The 14,326-nt window shown below is 60.6% G+C and carries 13 protein-coding genes and 1 other RNA gene; 5 read left to right on the forward strand and 9 right to left on the reverse strand.

All coding sequences use genetic code 11. The annotated features are described in order from the left end of the window. Window positions 1–71 precede the first annotated feature (71 nt). The 4 genes from ACOCLD_RS18090 (at window position 72) to ACOCLD_RS18105 (ending at window position 6,277) form a co-directional block, all read left to right on the forward strand. Window positions 72–1,766: an L-lactate permease gene (locus ACOCLD_RS18090; protein WP_422910151.1), complete on the forward strand. Its 1,695-nt coding sequence runs from the start codon at window positions 72–74 to the stop codon at window positions 1,764–1,766. A gap of 78 nt (window positions 1,767–1,844) precedes the next feature. After that, window positions 1,845–2,990 carry an FMN-dependent L-lactate dehydrogenase LldD gene (gene lldD / locus ACOCLD_RS18095; protein WP_422910152.1) on the forward strand — a complete coding sequence of 382 codons (1,146 nt, stop codon included), beginning with the start codon at window positions 1,845–1,847 and terminating at the stop codon, window positions 2,988–2,990. A 161-nt stretch (window positions 2,991–3,151) separates the two neighbouring features. Then, window positions 3,152–5,959 carry an FAD-binding and (Fe-S)-binding domain-containing protein gene (locus ACOCLD_RS18100; protein ID WP_422910153.1) on the forward strand — a complete coding sequence of 936 codons (2,808 nt, stop codon included), beginning with the start codon at window positions 3,152–3,154 and terminating at the stop codon, window positions 5,957–5,959. 72 nt (window positions 5,960–6,031) lie between these two features. Beyond that, window positions 6,032–6,277, forward strand: a complete 246-nt coding sequence (locus ACOCLD_RS18105; RefSeq protein WP_422910154.1) for a hypothetical protein — start codon at window positions 6,032–6,034, stop codon at window positions 6,275–6,277. A gap of 27 nt (window positions 6,278–6,304) precedes the next feature. Here the strand turns inward: ACOCLD_RS18105 and ACOCLD_RS18110 are convergent, their stop codons facing one another. Continuing rightward, complete coding sequence (locus ACOCLD_RS18110) at window positions 6,305–9,220, reverse strand: ATP-binding protein (RefSeq protein WP_422910155.1); 2,916 nt, start codon at window positions 9,218–9,220, stop codon at window positions 6,305–6,307. A 143-nt stretch (window positions 9,221–9,363) separates the two neighbouring features. Between ACOCLD_RS18110 and ssrA the strand changes: the two genes are divergently transcribed. Beyond that, window positions 9,364–9,755: a transfer-messenger RNA gene (gene ssrA, locus ACOCLD_RS18115) on the forward strand. A 210-nt stretch (window positions 9,756–9,965) separates the two neighbouring features. Here the strand turns inward: ssrA and ACOCLD_RS18120 are convergent. From ACOCLD_RS18120 to ACOCLD_RS18155, 8 genes are all read right to left on the reverse strand, one after another. Further along, a complete protein-coding gene (locus tag ACOCLD_RS18120; RefSeq protein ID WP_422910156.1) occupies window positions 9,966–10,970 on the reverse strand; it encodes a phage integrase in 1,005 nt (334 codons plus the stop codon). After that, complete coding sequence (locus ACOCLD_RS18125; protein ID WP_422910157.1) at window positions 10,967–12,250, reverse strand: hypothetical protein; 1,284 nt, start codon at window positions 12,248–12,250, stop codon at window positions 10,967–10,969. Before ACOCLD_RS18125 ends, ACOCLD_RS18120 begins: the two co-directional genes overlap by 4 nt. A gap of 53 nt (window positions 12,251–12,303) precedes the next feature. Continuing rightward, entirely contained in the window at window positions 12,304–12,615 is a 312-nt protein-coding gene (locus ACOCLD_RS18130) for a hypothetical protein (protein WP_422910158.1), read from the reverse strand. A gap of 150 nt (window positions 12,616–12,765) precedes the next feature. Next, window positions 12,766–13,155, reverse strand: a complete 390-nt coding sequence (locus ACOCLD_RS18135) for a hypothetical protein (RefSeq protein ID WP_422910159.1) — start codon at window positions 13,153–13,155, stop codon at window positions 12,766–12,768. Beyond that, window positions 13,148–13,510 carry a hypothetical protein gene (locus ACOCLD_RS18140; RefSeq protein ID WP_422910160.1) on the reverse strand — a complete coding sequence of 121 codons (363 nt, stop codon included), beginning with the start codon at window positions 13,508–13,510 and terminating at the stop codon, window positions 13,148–13,150. The genes ACOCLD_RS18135 and ACOCLD_RS18140 overlap by 8 nt, the downstream gene beginning before the upstream one ends. Next, on the reverse strand, window positions 13,503–13,715 hold the full coding sequence (locus ACOCLD_RS18145) for a hypothetical protein (RefSeq protein ID WP_090255319.1): 213 nt from the start codon (window positions 13,713–13,715) through the stop codon (window positions 13,503–13,505). Before ACOCLD_RS18145 ends, ACOCLD_RS18140 begins: the two co-directional genes overlap by 8 nt. Continuing rightward, entirely contained in the window at window positions 13,705–13,875 is a 171-nt protein-coding gene (locus ACOCLD_RS18150; RefSeq protein WP_422910161.1) for an Arc family DNA-binding protein, read from the reverse strand. Before ACOCLD_RS18150 ends, ACOCLD_RS18145 begins: the two co-directional genes overlap by 11 nt. Before the next feature lie 5 nt (window positions 13,876–13,880). Continuing rightward, entirely contained in the window at window positions 13,881–14,090 is a 210-nt protein-coding gene (locus ACOCLD_RS18155; RefSeq protein ID WP_090255323.1) for a hypothetical protein, read from the reverse strand. Window positions 14,091–14,326: the final 236 nt, after the last annotated feature.

Here is a 14,326-nt window from a genome sequence, read left to right on the forward strand (position 1 = left end):
CCGCAGCGCTACAGCCCGATGCGTACCCGCATTCACCCATGCGCACCGCGCAGCGTTAAGGAGAGACCACTATGTCGACAGGTCTTCTTGCCCTACTGGCGTTTTCGCCCATCCTGCTCGCCGCCATTCTGCTGATCGGCCTGCGCTGGCCAGCCAAACATGCCATGCCCCTGGTCTACCTGCTCACCGCCGGCGTCGCGCTGTTCGCCTGGGACATGAGCTTCAACCGCGTGCTGGCCTCCACCGTGCAGGGGTTGCTGATCACCCTCGGCCTGCTGTGGATCATCTTCGGCGCGATTCTGCTGCTTAACACCCTCAAGCATTCCGGCGGCATCACCGCAATTCGCGCCGGCTTTGCCACCATCAGCCCGGATCGGCGCATCCAGGCGATCATCATCGCCTGGCTGTTTGGCTGCTTTATCGAGGGTGCGTCCGGCTTCGGCACACCTGCGGCCATCGCTGCACCGCTGCTGGTGGCCATCGGTTTCCCGGCCATGGCGGCGGTGATGCTCGGCATGCTGGTGCAAAGCACGCCGGTGTCCTTCGGCGCGGTGGGCACGCCAATCATCGTCGGCATCAACACCGGATTGGATAGCGCCACCATCGGCGCGCAGCTGGTTGAACAGGGTTCGTCCTGGGCGCAGTTTCTGCAGTTGATCACCAGCGAAGTGGCGATCATTCACGCCGTTGTCGGCACCGTGATGCCGCTGGTGATGGTGCTGATGCTGACGCGTTTCTTCGGCACCGAAAAAAGCTGGAAAGCCGGTTTTGCCGTGCTGCCATTCGCCATCTTCGCCGGCCTGGCGTTCACCATCCCCTACGCCCTGACCGGCGTATTTCTCGGTCCGGAATTCCCGTCACTGGGCGGCGGTTTGATTGGTTTGGCGATTGTCACCAGCGCTGCACGTGTGGGCTTTCTGCTGCCGAAAACCACCTGGGATTTCGCCCCGGCAGACAAATGGCCAGCCGAGTGGCTGGGCACCGTGGAGATGAAGCTCGACCAACTCACCGCCAAACCGATGAGCGCCCTGCGCGCCTGGCTACCCTACGTACTGGTCGGCGTGCTGCTGGTGATCAGCCGGGTATTCCCCGAGGTGAGCGCCGCGCTGAAAGCGGTGATGTTGAACTTCCCTGACCTGCTCGGTGAAACCGGGATCAGCGCCAACTTCCAGCCGCTGTACCTGCCAGGCGGGATTCTGGTGACCGTGGTCATCGCCACCTTCTTCTTCCACGGCATGAAACTGCGCGAGTTGGGTACTGCGGTAAAAGAATCGTCCAGCGTGCTGCTCAGTGCCGGCTTCGTGTTGCTGTTTACCGTGCCGATGGTGCGCATCCTGATCAACTCCGGCGTCAATGCCGCCGAGCTGTCGAGCATGCCGATCCTGATGGCGCGCTGGGTAGCCGACAGCGTGGGCGGCATCTATCCGCTGCTGGCACCGAGCGTGGGTGCCCTGGGCGCCTTTATTGCCGGCTCCAACACCGTTAGCAACATGATGTTCAGCCAGTTCCAGTTCGGCGTGGCCAGCAGCCTGGGCATCTCCAGCGCGCTGATTGTCGCGGTGCAGGCGATTGGCGCTGCGGCCGGCAATATGGTGGCGATCCACAACGTTGTCGCCGCCTCGGCCACTGTGGGTCTGCTCGGCCGTGAAGGCAGCATCCTGCGCAAGACCGTCTGGCCTACCCTGTACTACGTGCTGTTTACCGGCCTGATCGCATTGTTCGCGGTGTATGGGCTGGGCGTCAGCGACCCGCTGATGGCGAGTTGATACACGCCGCACTGCGCGCTGCCGGAGCGGCGCGCAGTGACGTTTCGCTACAACCCTTTTTCCTGCTTGGGTGATTCCATGATCATTTCTGCCTCCACCGACTACCGCGCCGCCGCCCAGCGCCGGCTGCCGCCGTTTCTGTTTCACTACATCGACGGCGGCGCTTACGCCGAGCACACCCTCAAGCGCAACGTCGCCGACCTGGCGGACATTGCCCTGCGCCAGCGTGTGCTGCGCAACATGTCGGAACTGAGCCTGGAAACCCGCCTGTTCAACGAAACCCTGAGCATGCCGGTGGCCCTGGCCCCGGTCGGTCTGACCGGCATGTACGCCCGTCGCGGTGAAGTGCAGGCCGCCAAGGCCGCCGCCGCCAAGGGCATCCCCTTTACCCTGTCGACCGTTTCGGTGTGCCCGATTGAAGAAGTCGCGCCGGCCATCGACCGGCCGATGTGGTTTCAGCTGTATGTGCTGAAAGACCGCGGCTTTATGAAAAATGCCCTGGAGCGAGCCAAGGCCGCTGGCGTCACCACCCTGGTATTTACCGTCGACATGCCGGTGCCCGGCGCACGTTACCGCGATGCCCATTCCGGCATGAGCGGCCCGAACGCCCCCGTACGCCGCATGCTGCAAGCCATGACCCACCCACGCTGGGCCTGGGATGTCGGCCTGCTCGGCAAGCCCCATGACCTGGGCAATATCTCCGCCTACCGTGGCAACCCCACGGGCCTGGCCGATTACATCGGCTGGCTGGGCAACAACTTCGATCCCTCGATCAGCTGGAAGGACCTGGAATGGATTCGCGAGTTCTGGGACGGCCCGATGGTGATCAAGGGCATCCTCGACCCGCAGGACGCCAAGGACGCGGTGAGCTTCGGCGCCGACGGCATCGTCGTCTCCAACCACGGTGGCCGTCAGCTCGATGGCGTGATGTCCAGCGCCCGTGCCCTGCCGGCAATTGCCGATGCGGTGAAAGGTGAGCTGGCGATTCTCGCCGACTCCGGCATCCGCACCGGCCTGGATGTGGTGCGCATGATCGCCCTCGGCGCGGACACGGTGATGCTCGGCCGCGCATTCATCTACGCCCTGGCCGCCGACGGCGGCGCAGGCGTGAGCAACCTGCTGGAGCTGATCGAGAAGGAAATGCGCGTGGCCATGGTACTGACCGGTGCCAAGTCGATCAGCGAGATCAATGCCGATTCATTGGTGCGCGAACTGGGCCGCTGACTGACCGCTGCCCCGCTTTTGTAGGAGCTAGCTTGCTGGCGATGCCTCTGCTGTCGCCAGGCAGCAGCCGCTCCAGGCGGTTTGCTGCATGTCCCCCATCCGTGGAGGTCACAAGCTGGCTCCTACAGATCAAAGATCAATTGCTGTATCCCGGAGCACCTATGAGCCTGCCCAGCGCATTTCTCACCGCCATCGAACGCCTGATCCCTGCCGAGCGCCGTTTCGACGACCCGCTGTCGACCTTGGCCTTTGGCACCGATGCCAGCTTCTACCGGTTAATCCCCAAACTGGTGGTGCGCGTCGAGGCAGAATTAGAGGTGGTTGATCTGCTCAAACTGGCCAGCGCGCATCAGGTGCCGGTGACCTTCCGCGCCGCCGGCACCAGCCTGTCCGGCCAGGCCATCAGCGACTCGGTGCTGATTGTGCTGGGCGATAACTGGAACGGTCGGGAAATCCGCGGCCAGGGCAGCCAGATCCGCCTGCAACCAGGGGTGATCGGTGCTCAGGCGAATGCCGTACTGGCGCCCTTTCAGCGCAAGATCGGCCCTGACCCGGCGTCGATCAACGCCTGCAAAATCGGCGGCATCGTCGCCAACAACGCCAGCGGCATGTGCTGCGGAACGGCACAGAACAGCTACCACACCCTCGCCGGCATCCGTCTGGTGCTGGCCGACGGCACGGTGCTGGATACTGAAGACCCGCTTAGCGTCACGCGCTTCTTTTCCACTCATGCGAACCTGCTGACGCAACTGAACGAGCTGGGCAAACAGACCCGTGCCAACAGCGCACTGGCGGCAAAGATCCGCCACAAATACCGGCTGAAAAACACCACCGGCCTGTCGCTTAACGCCCTGGTGGATTTCGACCAGCCGCTGGATATCCTCAGCCACCTACTGGTCGGCTCCGAGGGCACCCTGGGCTTTATCAGCGCGGTGACCTACAACACCGTGCCCGATCACCCGCACAAGGCCAGCGCCCTGCTGGTGTTCCCCGATGTCGAGAGTTGCTGCCGTGCGGTGACGCTGCTCAAGCAGCAGCCGGTATCCGCCGTTGAACTGCTCGACAGGCGCAGCCTGCGCTCGGTGCAGGACAAGCCCGGCATGCCGGAATGGGTCAAGGGCTTGTCCGACAGCGCCTGCGCGTTGTTGATTGAATCGCGCGCCGCCAGCCAAAGCCTGTTGCACGAGCAGTTGCAGTTGATCATGGCGTCCATCGCCGACTTCCCCCTGGAAAAGCAGGTGGATTTCAGCGAAGACCCGAGCGTTTACAACCTGCTGTGGAAGATCCGCAAGGACACCTTCCCCGCCGTCGGCGCGGTGCGTCAGACCGGCACCACGGTAATCATCGAGGACGTCACGTTTCCCATCGAACAGCTGGCCGAGGGCGTCAATCGCCTGCTCGCGCTATTCGATAAACACGGTTACGACGAAGCGATCATTTTCGGCCACGCCCTGGAGGGCAACCTGCACTTCGTCTTCACCCAGGGCTTTGACAGCGAGGCGGAAAAGACCCGCTACGAAGCCTTTATGCAGGACGTCGCGCAACTGGTGGCGGTGGAGTTCGGCGGCTCGCTGAAAGCCGAGCACGGCACCGGGCGCAATATGGCACCCTTTGTCGAGCTGGAATGGGGCACTGATGCCTACCAGCTGATGTGGCAAATCAAACGGCTGCTCGATCCCCAGGGCATCCTCAACCCGGATGTGATCCTCTCCGAGGATCGCGACATTCACCTGAAGAACCTCAAGCCGCTGCCGGCCGCCGACACAATCGTCGACAAGTGCATCGAGTGCGGTTTCTGTGAGCCGGTCTGTCCATCCAAAGGGCTGACCCTGAGCCCACGCCAGCGCATTGTGATCTGGCGCGACATTCAGGCGAAAAAACGCGCCGGCATCGACACCCGCGAGCTGGAGACGGCCTATCAGTACCAGGGCATCGACACCTGCGCCGCCACCGGACTGTGCGCCCAGCGCTGCCCAGTGGGCATCAACACCGGCGATCTGGTGCGCCAACTGCGCGGCCATAACGCTAACAGCCCACGCAGCGCCGACTGGCTGGCGAATAACTTCCACCGCGCCATACAGGGTGCGCGACTGATGCTGCATGTGGCCAACGGCGCACGCATGCTGATGGGCGCGCCGCTGCTGAGCCGGACTTCGGCGGTGCTGAGCAAGGCCAGCCTGGGTCGCGTGCCGCAGTGGTCGCCCGCGATGCCGCAAGCGGTGCAACGCCTGCAAGTGCCGGCCGTAGTAGCGGATACCCGACCACGGGTGGTCTATCTGGCCGCCTGTGTATCCCGCGCCATGGGCCCGGCGGCAACCGATGCCGAGCAAATGCCGCTACTCGACAAGACCCGCGCGCTGCTGGAAAAAGGCGGTTTTCAGGTGGTGTTCCCGGCGGAGCTGGACAGCCTCTGCTGCGGCCAGCCGTTTGCCTCCAAAGGCTATGCCGAACACGCCGAGCGCAAGAAACAGGAGCTGATCGACGCGTTGCTCAAGGCCAGCCGTGGCGGCCTTGATCCGATCTACTGCGACACCAGCCCCTGCACCCTGCGGCTGATGCAAGACGGCCTCGACAGCCGCCTGAACCTGCATGACCCGGTGAAATTTATCCGCGAGCAGTTGCTCGACCGCCTGCATATCACCCCGCAGAACAAACCGGTCGCCGTGCATGTCACCTGCAGCACCCAGCATCTGGGCGAAGCGCAGGGCCTGATCGATATCGTTAGGCGCTGCACCTCAGAGGTGGTGATTCCCGAAGGCATTCACTGCTGCGGCTTTGCCGGCGACAAGGGCTTCACTACGCCCGCGCTGAACGATCACGCCCTGCGCAGCCTGAAGTCAGCGGTGCAATATTGCGAAGAAGGCATCAGCACCAGCCGCACCTGCGAAATCGGCCTGAGCCAGCACGGCGGCATTGATTACCACGGGCTGGTCTATCTGCTGGATCGGGTCAGCCACGCCAGGCCTTGAGTGACCAACGGCCCGGTCGCCGAGTGAGGGCTTTCTATACTGAAAGCCCTACACCACCGCTGGAGCCATGCCATGCGCCGCCTTGCCACGTTCCTTGCTACCGTACTCCTCAGCACTTCGCTCTGGGCCATGCACTGCCCGGCGGATATGGCCAAGATCGATGGCCTGCTGAAAACCGACCCACCAAGCGACGCCACGGTACTCGCGCAAGTGCAGCAGCTACGCGCCGAAGGCGAAGCCCTGCATAAAGCCGGTAACCACAGCGAATCGGTCAGAGTGCTGGGCGAAGCACTGCAACTGCTCAAAGCCAGCGAATAACCCGAACAGCGGCAGGCAAAGCGCTGGTTAAAGCGCCTGCCCTAACAGGCTGAGCGCCACGCGGCGCACCTGCGCCAGGTCAATCGGTTTGGCCAGGCAAGCCTGGGCGCCGCGCCGACGCGCTTCGGCAAACACCGCCTCATCCGCCGCCGCACTGATCACCAACACCGGCACCGCCTGCAACCGAGGGTTAAGGCGCATGGCATCCAGCACCTGCATACCGTCGCCATCGGGCAGATCCAGGTCGAGCAACAGCAGGGTCGGCGTGCATTGCTCCAGCTCAGCCAGCGCCCGCTGCACCGAGCCGGCGCCACGCACCTCGGCAAATTCACGCAAGGCTTCCTGAACCACCTTGAGGCAGGCCGGGTGATCTTCCACACACAGCACCTCGGCCAGCTGCTTGGGCTGCGCCGATATGGGCTGCACATCGGCAACCGCCTGCGCGGTCGGTGCCGCAGCGCCGGGCAGGTCGATCCAGAAACGGCTGCCCGCGCCGGCAGTGCTGCTAAAGCCCATCTCGCCAGCCATCAGGGTAGCCAGTTCACGGCACAGCACCAGGCCAATTCCGGTACCGGGAATGCTGGAATTTTCCCGACCCAGACGCTGGAACGGCTGGAACAACCCCGCCTGCTGTTCAATGCTCAGCCCCGCACCGTTGTCTTCGACCCACAGCCGCACGCAATCCGAGCGCACCTCGTAACCCAGACGAATCAACCCCTGTGGGCTGTTGTACTTGATCGCGTTGGACAGCAGGTTAAGCATCACCTGACGCACCCGACGCATATCCGCCTGCACATACAGGCCGGCGCCGGCGTCAGCCAGCACCTGCAGCTGCAGCTGGCGTTGTTGCACTTCCGGTTGTACCAACTCGGCGCAGCCATGCAGCAGCGCGCCAACTTCCACCGGTTGCAACTTGAGCTGCTGACGGCGGCTCTCGATGCTCGACAGGTCGAGAATATCGTCCACTAGAGAGGTCAGGTGGCGGCTGGCATTAACGATCTCACGGGCATAGTCGGCCTCCTGCTTGGCATCGGGCTTGTCCTGGGCCTCCAGCTCGATCAACTGACCAAAACCGTAGATCGCGTTGAGTGGCGTACGCAGCTCGTGGCTCATGCTTGAGAGGAAGCGGCTCTTGGCCTGACTGGCTGCCTGGGCCTCCAGGCTCGTGCGGCGCAGGTCTTCCTGCACCTGCTTGAGACGGGTGATATCGACATGCGTTCCGGCCGCGCGCAAGGCACGCCCGTCAGCATCACGTTCCAATACCTTGCCGCGGCTGAGCAGCCACACATAGTCACCCTGCGCATCGGCGTAGCGGTACTCCGCCTCGAAACGATCCTCGCCACTACTGGCAAACAGCTGGCGCAAGTGACGGATGCGTTCCAGGTCATTGGGGTGCACGCGCTGGTTGAACTCGCTGAAGGTCATGCGCGCCTGCGTCAGCCCGAAGCGTTTGAGGAAACGCTCGCTAAGGCTGATGCTCATGCTTTGCGCGTCGACCTCCCAGAGGCTTTCAGTGGTGCTTTCCAGCACCAACTGGAGAATCCGCTGCGCCTCGACCCGCTGCACCTCACTGGCCTGCAATTGCTCGCCGGTCTGCTGCACGGCCGTGGCCATACTCGTCAACTCATCGATCTGGCTATTCGGCGCCGCCGGCTGGTAGTTGCCCTGGCCCAGCTCGCGCATCATGCCGACAACCCCATCAATCGGCTGTACCAGTTGCTGGCTCAGCTGCCGCGAACGCAGCCACATCAGGGCGAAGAACAACAGGTAGAACAGCACCAGCCCCAAAATCAGCAGATAGCCGATGTGCAGGTAACGCTCAGCCAGGCGGTTGGTCTCGCTGAAGATATTGGCTTCATCCACCACCAGCAGCAGCTGCCAGCCGGTCTGCGGAATCTCGCTCCAGGCAATCAGCTGCTTGCGCCCACCGAGCATGACCTCCTGCACATTGCCCTGACCAGCTGCCATGGCCTCCAGCAGCGGTTGCATGCCGGCACGCTTGGCCAGATTGAAGTCCTCAGGCTTGAGCACCTCACGACGCACGGCCTCGGCATAGGAGTACTCAGTCAGCTCGCGCAGACCGAAGTCCTCCTCGCCTGCACTGGGCAGGGCCATGATGTTGTGATCACGGCTGACCAGCATGGCGTAACCGTTCCAGGGCACATCCAACTCACCGATTTCTGTGAGCATTTGCCCAACCGTGATATCCAACCCCACCACACCTTCGAGGAAATCATCGCGATACACCGGCGCCACCGCCGACATCATCCACCCCAGCCCCGCCGGATCCAGATACACATCGGTCCAGGCCACTTTGCGCTCGGGGTTGTGCTTGGCGTCCGCCAGGTAATAGAAGTTGTAATCCGGTATCACCATGTCATGGGGATACTGCTCCGGCGTCATAAAGAAGGGATAAATGCGGTTGTAGCTGTCCCAGGTATTGAAATAGGCCGCCGCCACCCGTGGGTTGGCCGCCTGGATCGAGCGCATCAACGGATCGAGTTGCGACAGACGCAGCGCCTTGGCATGGTCCTGCTGCGCCACAGGCGTGCTGTTGGCATAAAAGGATGCCGCACGACCATCGTCACTGCGGGTATAGAACACCCCGTTGTCCGTCAACGCATGACGCTGGCGCTCCAACTCATCTGGCTGGAAGCCCTGATTGAGCAGGGCATTCAGCGCCGCATCACGAAAAATCTGCACCTGCGCTTCCACCGAACGCAAACGCCCGTCGATCACCTGACCTTCACGCATCACCGCAGCCGACAGGTCATCCAGCGCGCTCTCCTGCAAATGCTCGATCTGCGCATCACGAATGGCGGCGTTGCTCAGCAGATACACCGTGATCAACACCGACTCGACCAGAATCAGCGGGATCAGGGCACTCTGCACAAACGCGCGCCAGATCCATTGACGCAGGGGATAACGCGGTGAACGCGGCATACGGCAATCTCATTCAGAACAGTCGGTTATGCAGGTGGCAATCATAGCCGGCAACGACCTGGAGCGTCCGCAGACAAATGCCGGGTCGACGCTGTGGAACCTTTGGCGTAAACTCGCGTCCCAGTACCAGCAGCAAAAGCTTTGGGGTCGATTAGGATTCGACGCCGGTAGCGAAGCTCGAGGTGCATGCCGACTTGGTAACAGAAGTCGTAAATCCACTGTTGCAACTTTCTATAGTTGCCAATGACGAAAACTACGAGGGCTACGCTCTCGCTGCGTAAGCGGCGCGACTAGTCCTTCTGGTAGCTTCGGCTCCAGCGATCACTAGGGGATGCCTGTAAACCTGAAGTGATTGTCATGCAGAACAGGATCGCCGCGTAGTACGTTGTGGACGAAGCGGCTAAAACTTACACAACTCGTCCAAAGCACCCTGCCCGTCGGGCGGCTGCGGATTAACTCAATAGACACGGCTAAGCATGTAGTACCGACAGTGGAGAACTGGCGGACGGGGGTTCAAATCCCCCCGGCTCCACCAAATGAAAATAGCCTAAACCCTTGATTATCCTAGAGATTTTCAAGGGTTTTTGCTTTCTGGGGATAGCGACTGTCCCGAAAGTGTCACACCTGCCCTAGAAACGAAAAAACCGGCTAAAAAGCCGGTCTCTTCACCCAAGGCTGAGGCTGAACTGAATCGGCCCGCCAAGGGTTGAGCTGTAAACGTAGTATTGCCCAACTCGATATGCGATCAAAACTTTCCTATTCCAAAAACTCCAGCCAACGGACTCAACCTTACTGCCTCGGCCAGATGCTCAGGGGCCAAGTGTGAATAGCGCATGGTCATAGCCAAGCTGGAGTGACCCAGAATCTTTTGCAGGGTGAGGATGTTTCCGCCCTTCTGTATGAAGTGACTGGCAAAGGTGTGGCGCAGGGCGTGGCTGGCCTGTCCTTTGGGCAGCTGAATTCCTGACCGAACCAAGGCACGACGAAACGAACTGATTGAGCCTGTGAACGGGCCATGACGCTTCCAGTGCGCCCTTATGAATGTCTCTAGGGTCGGATCAATCGGAACAGTTCGGACGCGGCTGGATTTGGTCTTGCTGTAAGTAACCGATCCATTACGCAACCTTGCTGGGGTTAGCCCTTCTGCCTCAGACCAGCGCGCGCCAGTGGCAAGGCAAAGCAAGGTGATTGGTTCTACATGAGGGTTGTCCGAGTGTTTGCGGATAGCGTCCAGCAGAATGGTTACCTGATCATCTGTGAGCCAGGACAATTCACGCTCATCAATTCGGAATGGTTTCACCAGTTCCAGTGGGTTGGCGTAGTCGATCTGACCAAGGCCGCGCAGTTCATTGAAGACAGCACGCAGGTAGCCCAACTCATTATTGAGGGTCTTTGGACTGGTGCCCTTTTCAGAGCGGACGCGCCGATCATGGGCGTAAACCGAAGCATCCAGCTTGGCAGCAACCGGATTGCGAAGCCGAACGCAAAGAGCATCAAGTTTGGATTTTCTGCGAAAGCCATCCTTGAGCATGTGGCCGTGGAGGTCATACCAGAGCGTGACCAGTTCCGAGAGCTTGCGCCGGTCTGATGCCTTGGGATTCCAGCCAGCATCCTTGGCCTTGTTGGACTGAATGAAAATCTCATAGCGGAGTGCTTCAGCCTTGGTATCAAACAGCTTGCGGAAACGCTGTCCACGAATAGGCTGAACATCTGCAAGCCAGCGGCCATCCTCGCGACGCTTAACACTCATATTGCACGCCCCCACCGGACATGGCGTTCTTCAAGGATGCCTTTGATGTGCCTATAGAGCTTGTCTTCGTCCATGCCCTTTGAGGCGTAGTGGTCACGGATTACAGGCCAGCAGTCCCAATCCTTGAGGGTGTGAAATGCTCGTCTAGCGCCCACTCGCTCCCGTGCCAGCAGGCTTACGAAGTTTCCCAGGAAGAGTTCCACGTTCTTGCCGGAGAAGCCGCGCGAGGTTTTGTAATGGCGCTTGTACTCGGTGTCATCCAGTAGCGAATCAACCGGCAGATCGACGCGGACGTCATCACGAATCATCGTCCAAAACGGATCGTAGTAGCCCTTTCTGCAGATCAACTTGAACTGGCACAGGCCATAGCGCCAAAGGCCGTCAAGGTGGGCTGCTAGGCCGTCAAACGACGATGTGTCGATAACCTTGCCGGTGTGCAGATCGACTGAGCCGCTCGCAAATTGCTGAATGATCGAATGGTGATAGCGAAGCTCAACGCGCCACACGTCTTGGGCCGGGTTGTAATTGTCCGGGTCGTTATCGTCGAAGCTGTCACGACGCTTCCAAACGGTTTCCCAATAGTCGAGTTTGTCAGCGGCGCGGGCTTGCTCGGTCTTGTTGTAAATGCAGAGCTGAACGCCACTGGCAGAGCCGAACATGGACGTTTCCCCGCGTCCGTAAACGCTGGATTTAGTGGCCCAGTTGATTTCATTGATGCCGCTGATGTCGCGGTGTGTGCGTGCCCTACAGTGCATGCGCGCCACCAGATCAGCCGAAGGCGTCCAGCCTTGCAGATCAAGCGCAAGGTGAACCGCACACTGGTTAAGTTCAACATGGGTCAGCACTTGGCCGGCGTAGAAATCTAACCGGGCCTGCAGGCGGTCAGGCGACAGACTGTCGATTGCATGGGGCGACACTTCGATTTTCAGGTGTGGGCCGATGTTCTCTAGCTTGGCGTTGAAGTTCTTAACCAAGAGGATGATCCCGAGGTCAGCATTCTGCAGCTTGTACTGATAGCCCGAGTCACGCCCTACCCTGCCTGCGTGCCAGCGTTGTCCGGCAAAATCCACCAAGGTGCCCGGCTTGTCGAACAGCGCCATGATTTCCGGGCGGATCATGCCCCGGTATAGCTGGCGCACGGTATCGACGCCGCAACGGAGCAAGCGAACGCCGGACAGATCGACCAGCTTGTAGTTGCCCGGATCGACAAACAAGCGTCCGCCCCTGTCTTCCTCTGCTGTCAGGACGTTCAAACGTTTGAAGTCTTTAACGGTTGCCATTTAGTCACCTAATGCTGAGTAATGCGGGAGTTAATGTCTTGTTATCTGACGTGTTACAGGGACGTCAGCGCACCGGCGCGAGCCTCGCTCGCGCCGTCGTTCTGAACCGAGCCACTCCCGCGCTCGCGAGTACGCGCCTCACCGCTGTCGCGCGCTCGCGCGCCTCGTGCCTCGGCGTGCGAACGAACGACAGCCGTGGCGCACAGCTCTTGCTCAATCAGGGTTATGGGGTCTGTTCCTGGGCTTGGCTTTTGCGCATGGCAGGCTTGTTCCAGGGTGATGGGGAACACCTGCGGGCGACCATCGGGAGGCAGGTTGGCAAACCACAGGAAGGCGCTGAGCAGCACCAGAAACAGCATGTGCATGCAGTCTGCGAAATGCAGCGGTGCGGGCCGGGAGAAGCACACCAAGGGCGCTGCCCTTGTCATCCCGCTCTTGCCGCCGAGGGCTCGGGAGCATGGGGTGGTGAAGCTACCCCACACTCCGGTTGTCAGGCTGTTCATAGGCACACCGTGTCAAGGGTGCGCTGCGCCCGTGCTTCCGTTCGACGGAACGGTGGAGCTGTTCCGACGAGCCGGGAGCGCGGCCCTTGACCCGTCAGAATGGGTCAGGGACATACGGCCCAGTACGTTGCCGGAACGCTGCCGGTCGCGGTGCCGTATCGCCCTGATAGTGCAGATATCTTCGAAATAGAACTCGTTCGGGTTGCGTGTGCTGGAACTGATCTCAACGCCCAGGAAGCACGGAGCACCTTGCATGTCCGGCATAGGTAGAAGCACACCGACGATGTGAATGCATTGCCAGAAAGACTCCGGCTCAGCGTCCCAGGTGGTTTCGACCAGCGCGGTCTTACCGACGAAGCTCAGGGCCGTAGCCGTGTCGAGCTGGATACGTGGCTTACGCATGGTGGCGCTCTCCTTCCATGGACTTGGCTTGGCCCTGGATCAGCTGAGGCAGAGGCAGGCGGCTTAGCACCTTGCCTGATGTGCAACGGGCACGGCTGCGAATAACCGGAAGAGTGCGGATGGTGCGGATGGAGTCGAAGTAGGTTTCATCCGGGAAATCAGCGCTGCCGATGACAGGAACAGTCAGAAAGTACCCGATGTCGTTAACACCATGGACGGGCAAGACAACCCCAACGATGTGCTTGAAACGCCACATAGGCTCGGGATCACCGTCCCACTCAAGCTCGACGTGGACAGGTTTGCCGATGTAGCCAACAGCGGTAACGGCATCCAGGGTATGAGTTGGGCTAGGCATGGCTGTAGTCCCCCGCTTTGAACTCGGTTTTACCCTTGAGCAGATCGGCACGCAGGCGGGCGAGGTTGACCATGCGGAAGTCGGCCAGCCGCATACTGGGGACGGTGCCGTTGTCCACCCAGTCGATTGCTTCCTCAATTGATATGCCGCTCATCTCGGCGAAGGTCTTAACGCTGCACAGGTCCAGGCTGTCATCACTGATCATGGGGTTTCTCCTGCAGGGGCTGTTCCTTGGCGAAGCTGGCTTCCAGGCGCACGACCATTTCAGCGTTCATCGAGCGGCGTGAAGCGTGGGCGGCTTGTTCGATCTGGAGGCGCAGTGCTGGCGGCACACGCAGCTTGAATTGCGGGTCTGTTCGGCTCATGTGCCCTACTCCTCATCCAGCAGCTGCTGCACCAGCCGCACGACGTTAACCATGGTGCGTTTGCCCACCTTCTTAGAAGGCAGGTAGCCGCGTTCCACCCAGGTGCGGACGACGATTGGCTCATCGCCCATGCCGATCCACTCGGCGAACTTTGGCCAGGGCATCAGGGGTGGCGCACCGTGCAGCTTTTGAGGGTCGAGACCTTCCGTATCCATAAGCTTTAATCCACTATGTTCGGCATTAAACCCACTCGCAATGGGAAATATTTAACCACAGAGGAATTATTTACCACAGCGGTTCATTGGTCAATAATTTCCCAATTATAGTTTTCTATATGACAACAACAGCAGATAGAGCGCGGCTATTACTGAAAAAGCTAGGCCCAAAGAAGACCAGCGCGCACGGCGGGGACTACGAGAGATGGAGAAGTGTGAGCAAAGGGGTAGTGAGA

Source organism: Pseudomonas cimarronensis, assembly GCF_049331905.1.
Classification (GTDB): domain Bacteria; phylum Pseudomonadota; class Gammaproteobacteria; order Pseudomonadales; family Pseudomonadaceae; genus Aquipseudomonas.

Bases quoted from the DNA above. Each gene is read 5' to 3' on its own strand.
- ACOCLD_RS18145 (WP_090255319.1), bottom strand. From the start codon at position 13,715: ATGATCAGTGATGACAGCCTGGACCTGTGCAGCGTTAAGACCTTCGCC.
- ACOCLD_RS18130 (WP_422910158.1), bottom strand. From the start codon at position 12,615: ATGCACATGCTGTTTCTGGTGCTGCTCAGCGCCTTCCTGTGGTTTGCC.
- ACOCLD_RS18135 (WP_422910159.1), bottom strand. From the start codon at position 13,155: ATGCGTAAGCCACGTATCCAGCTCGACACGGCTACGGCCCTGAGCTTC.
- ACOCLD_RS18090 (WP_422910151.1), top strand. From the start codon at position 72: ATGTCGACAGGTCTTCTTGCCCTACTGGCGTTTTCGCCCATCCTGCTC.
- ACOCLD_RS18105 (WP_422910154.1), top strand. From the start codon at position 6,032: ATGCGCCGCCTTGCCACGTTCCTTGCTACCGTACTCCTCAGCACTTCG.
- ACOCLD_RS18140 (WP_422910160.1), bottom strand. From the start codon at position 13,510: ATGCCTAGCCCAACTCATACCCTGGATGCCGTTACCGCTGTTGGCTAC.
- ACOCLD_RS18125 (WP_422910157.1), bottom strand. From the start codon at position 12,250: ATGGCAACCGTTAAAGACTTCAAACGTTTGAACGTCCTGACAGCAGAG.
- ACOCLD_RS18150 (WP_422910161.1), bottom strand. From the start codon at position 13,875: ATGAGCCGAACAGACCCGCAATTCAAGCTGCGTGTGCCGCCAGCACTG.
- ACOCLD_RS18155 (WP_090255323.1), bottom strand. From the start codon at position 14,090: ATGGATACGGAAGGTCTCGACCCTCAAAAGCTGCACGGTGCGCCACCC.
- ACOCLD_RS18110 (WP_422910155.1), bottom strand. From the start codon at position 9,220: ATGCCGCGTTCACCGCGTTATCCCCTGCGTCAATGGATCTGGCGCGCG.
- ACOCLD_RS18120 (WP_422910156.1), bottom strand. From the start codon at position 10,970: ATGAGTGTTAAGCGTCGCGAGGATGGCCGCTGGCTTGCAGATGTTCAG.
- ACOCLD_RS18100 (WP_422910153.1), top strand. From the start codon at position 3,152: ATGAGCCTGCCCAGCGCATTTCTCACCGCCATCGAACGCCTGATCCCT.
- lldD (WP_422910152.1), top strand. From the start codon at position 1,845: ATGATCATTTCTGCCTCCACCGACTACCGCGCCGCCGCCCAGCGCCGG.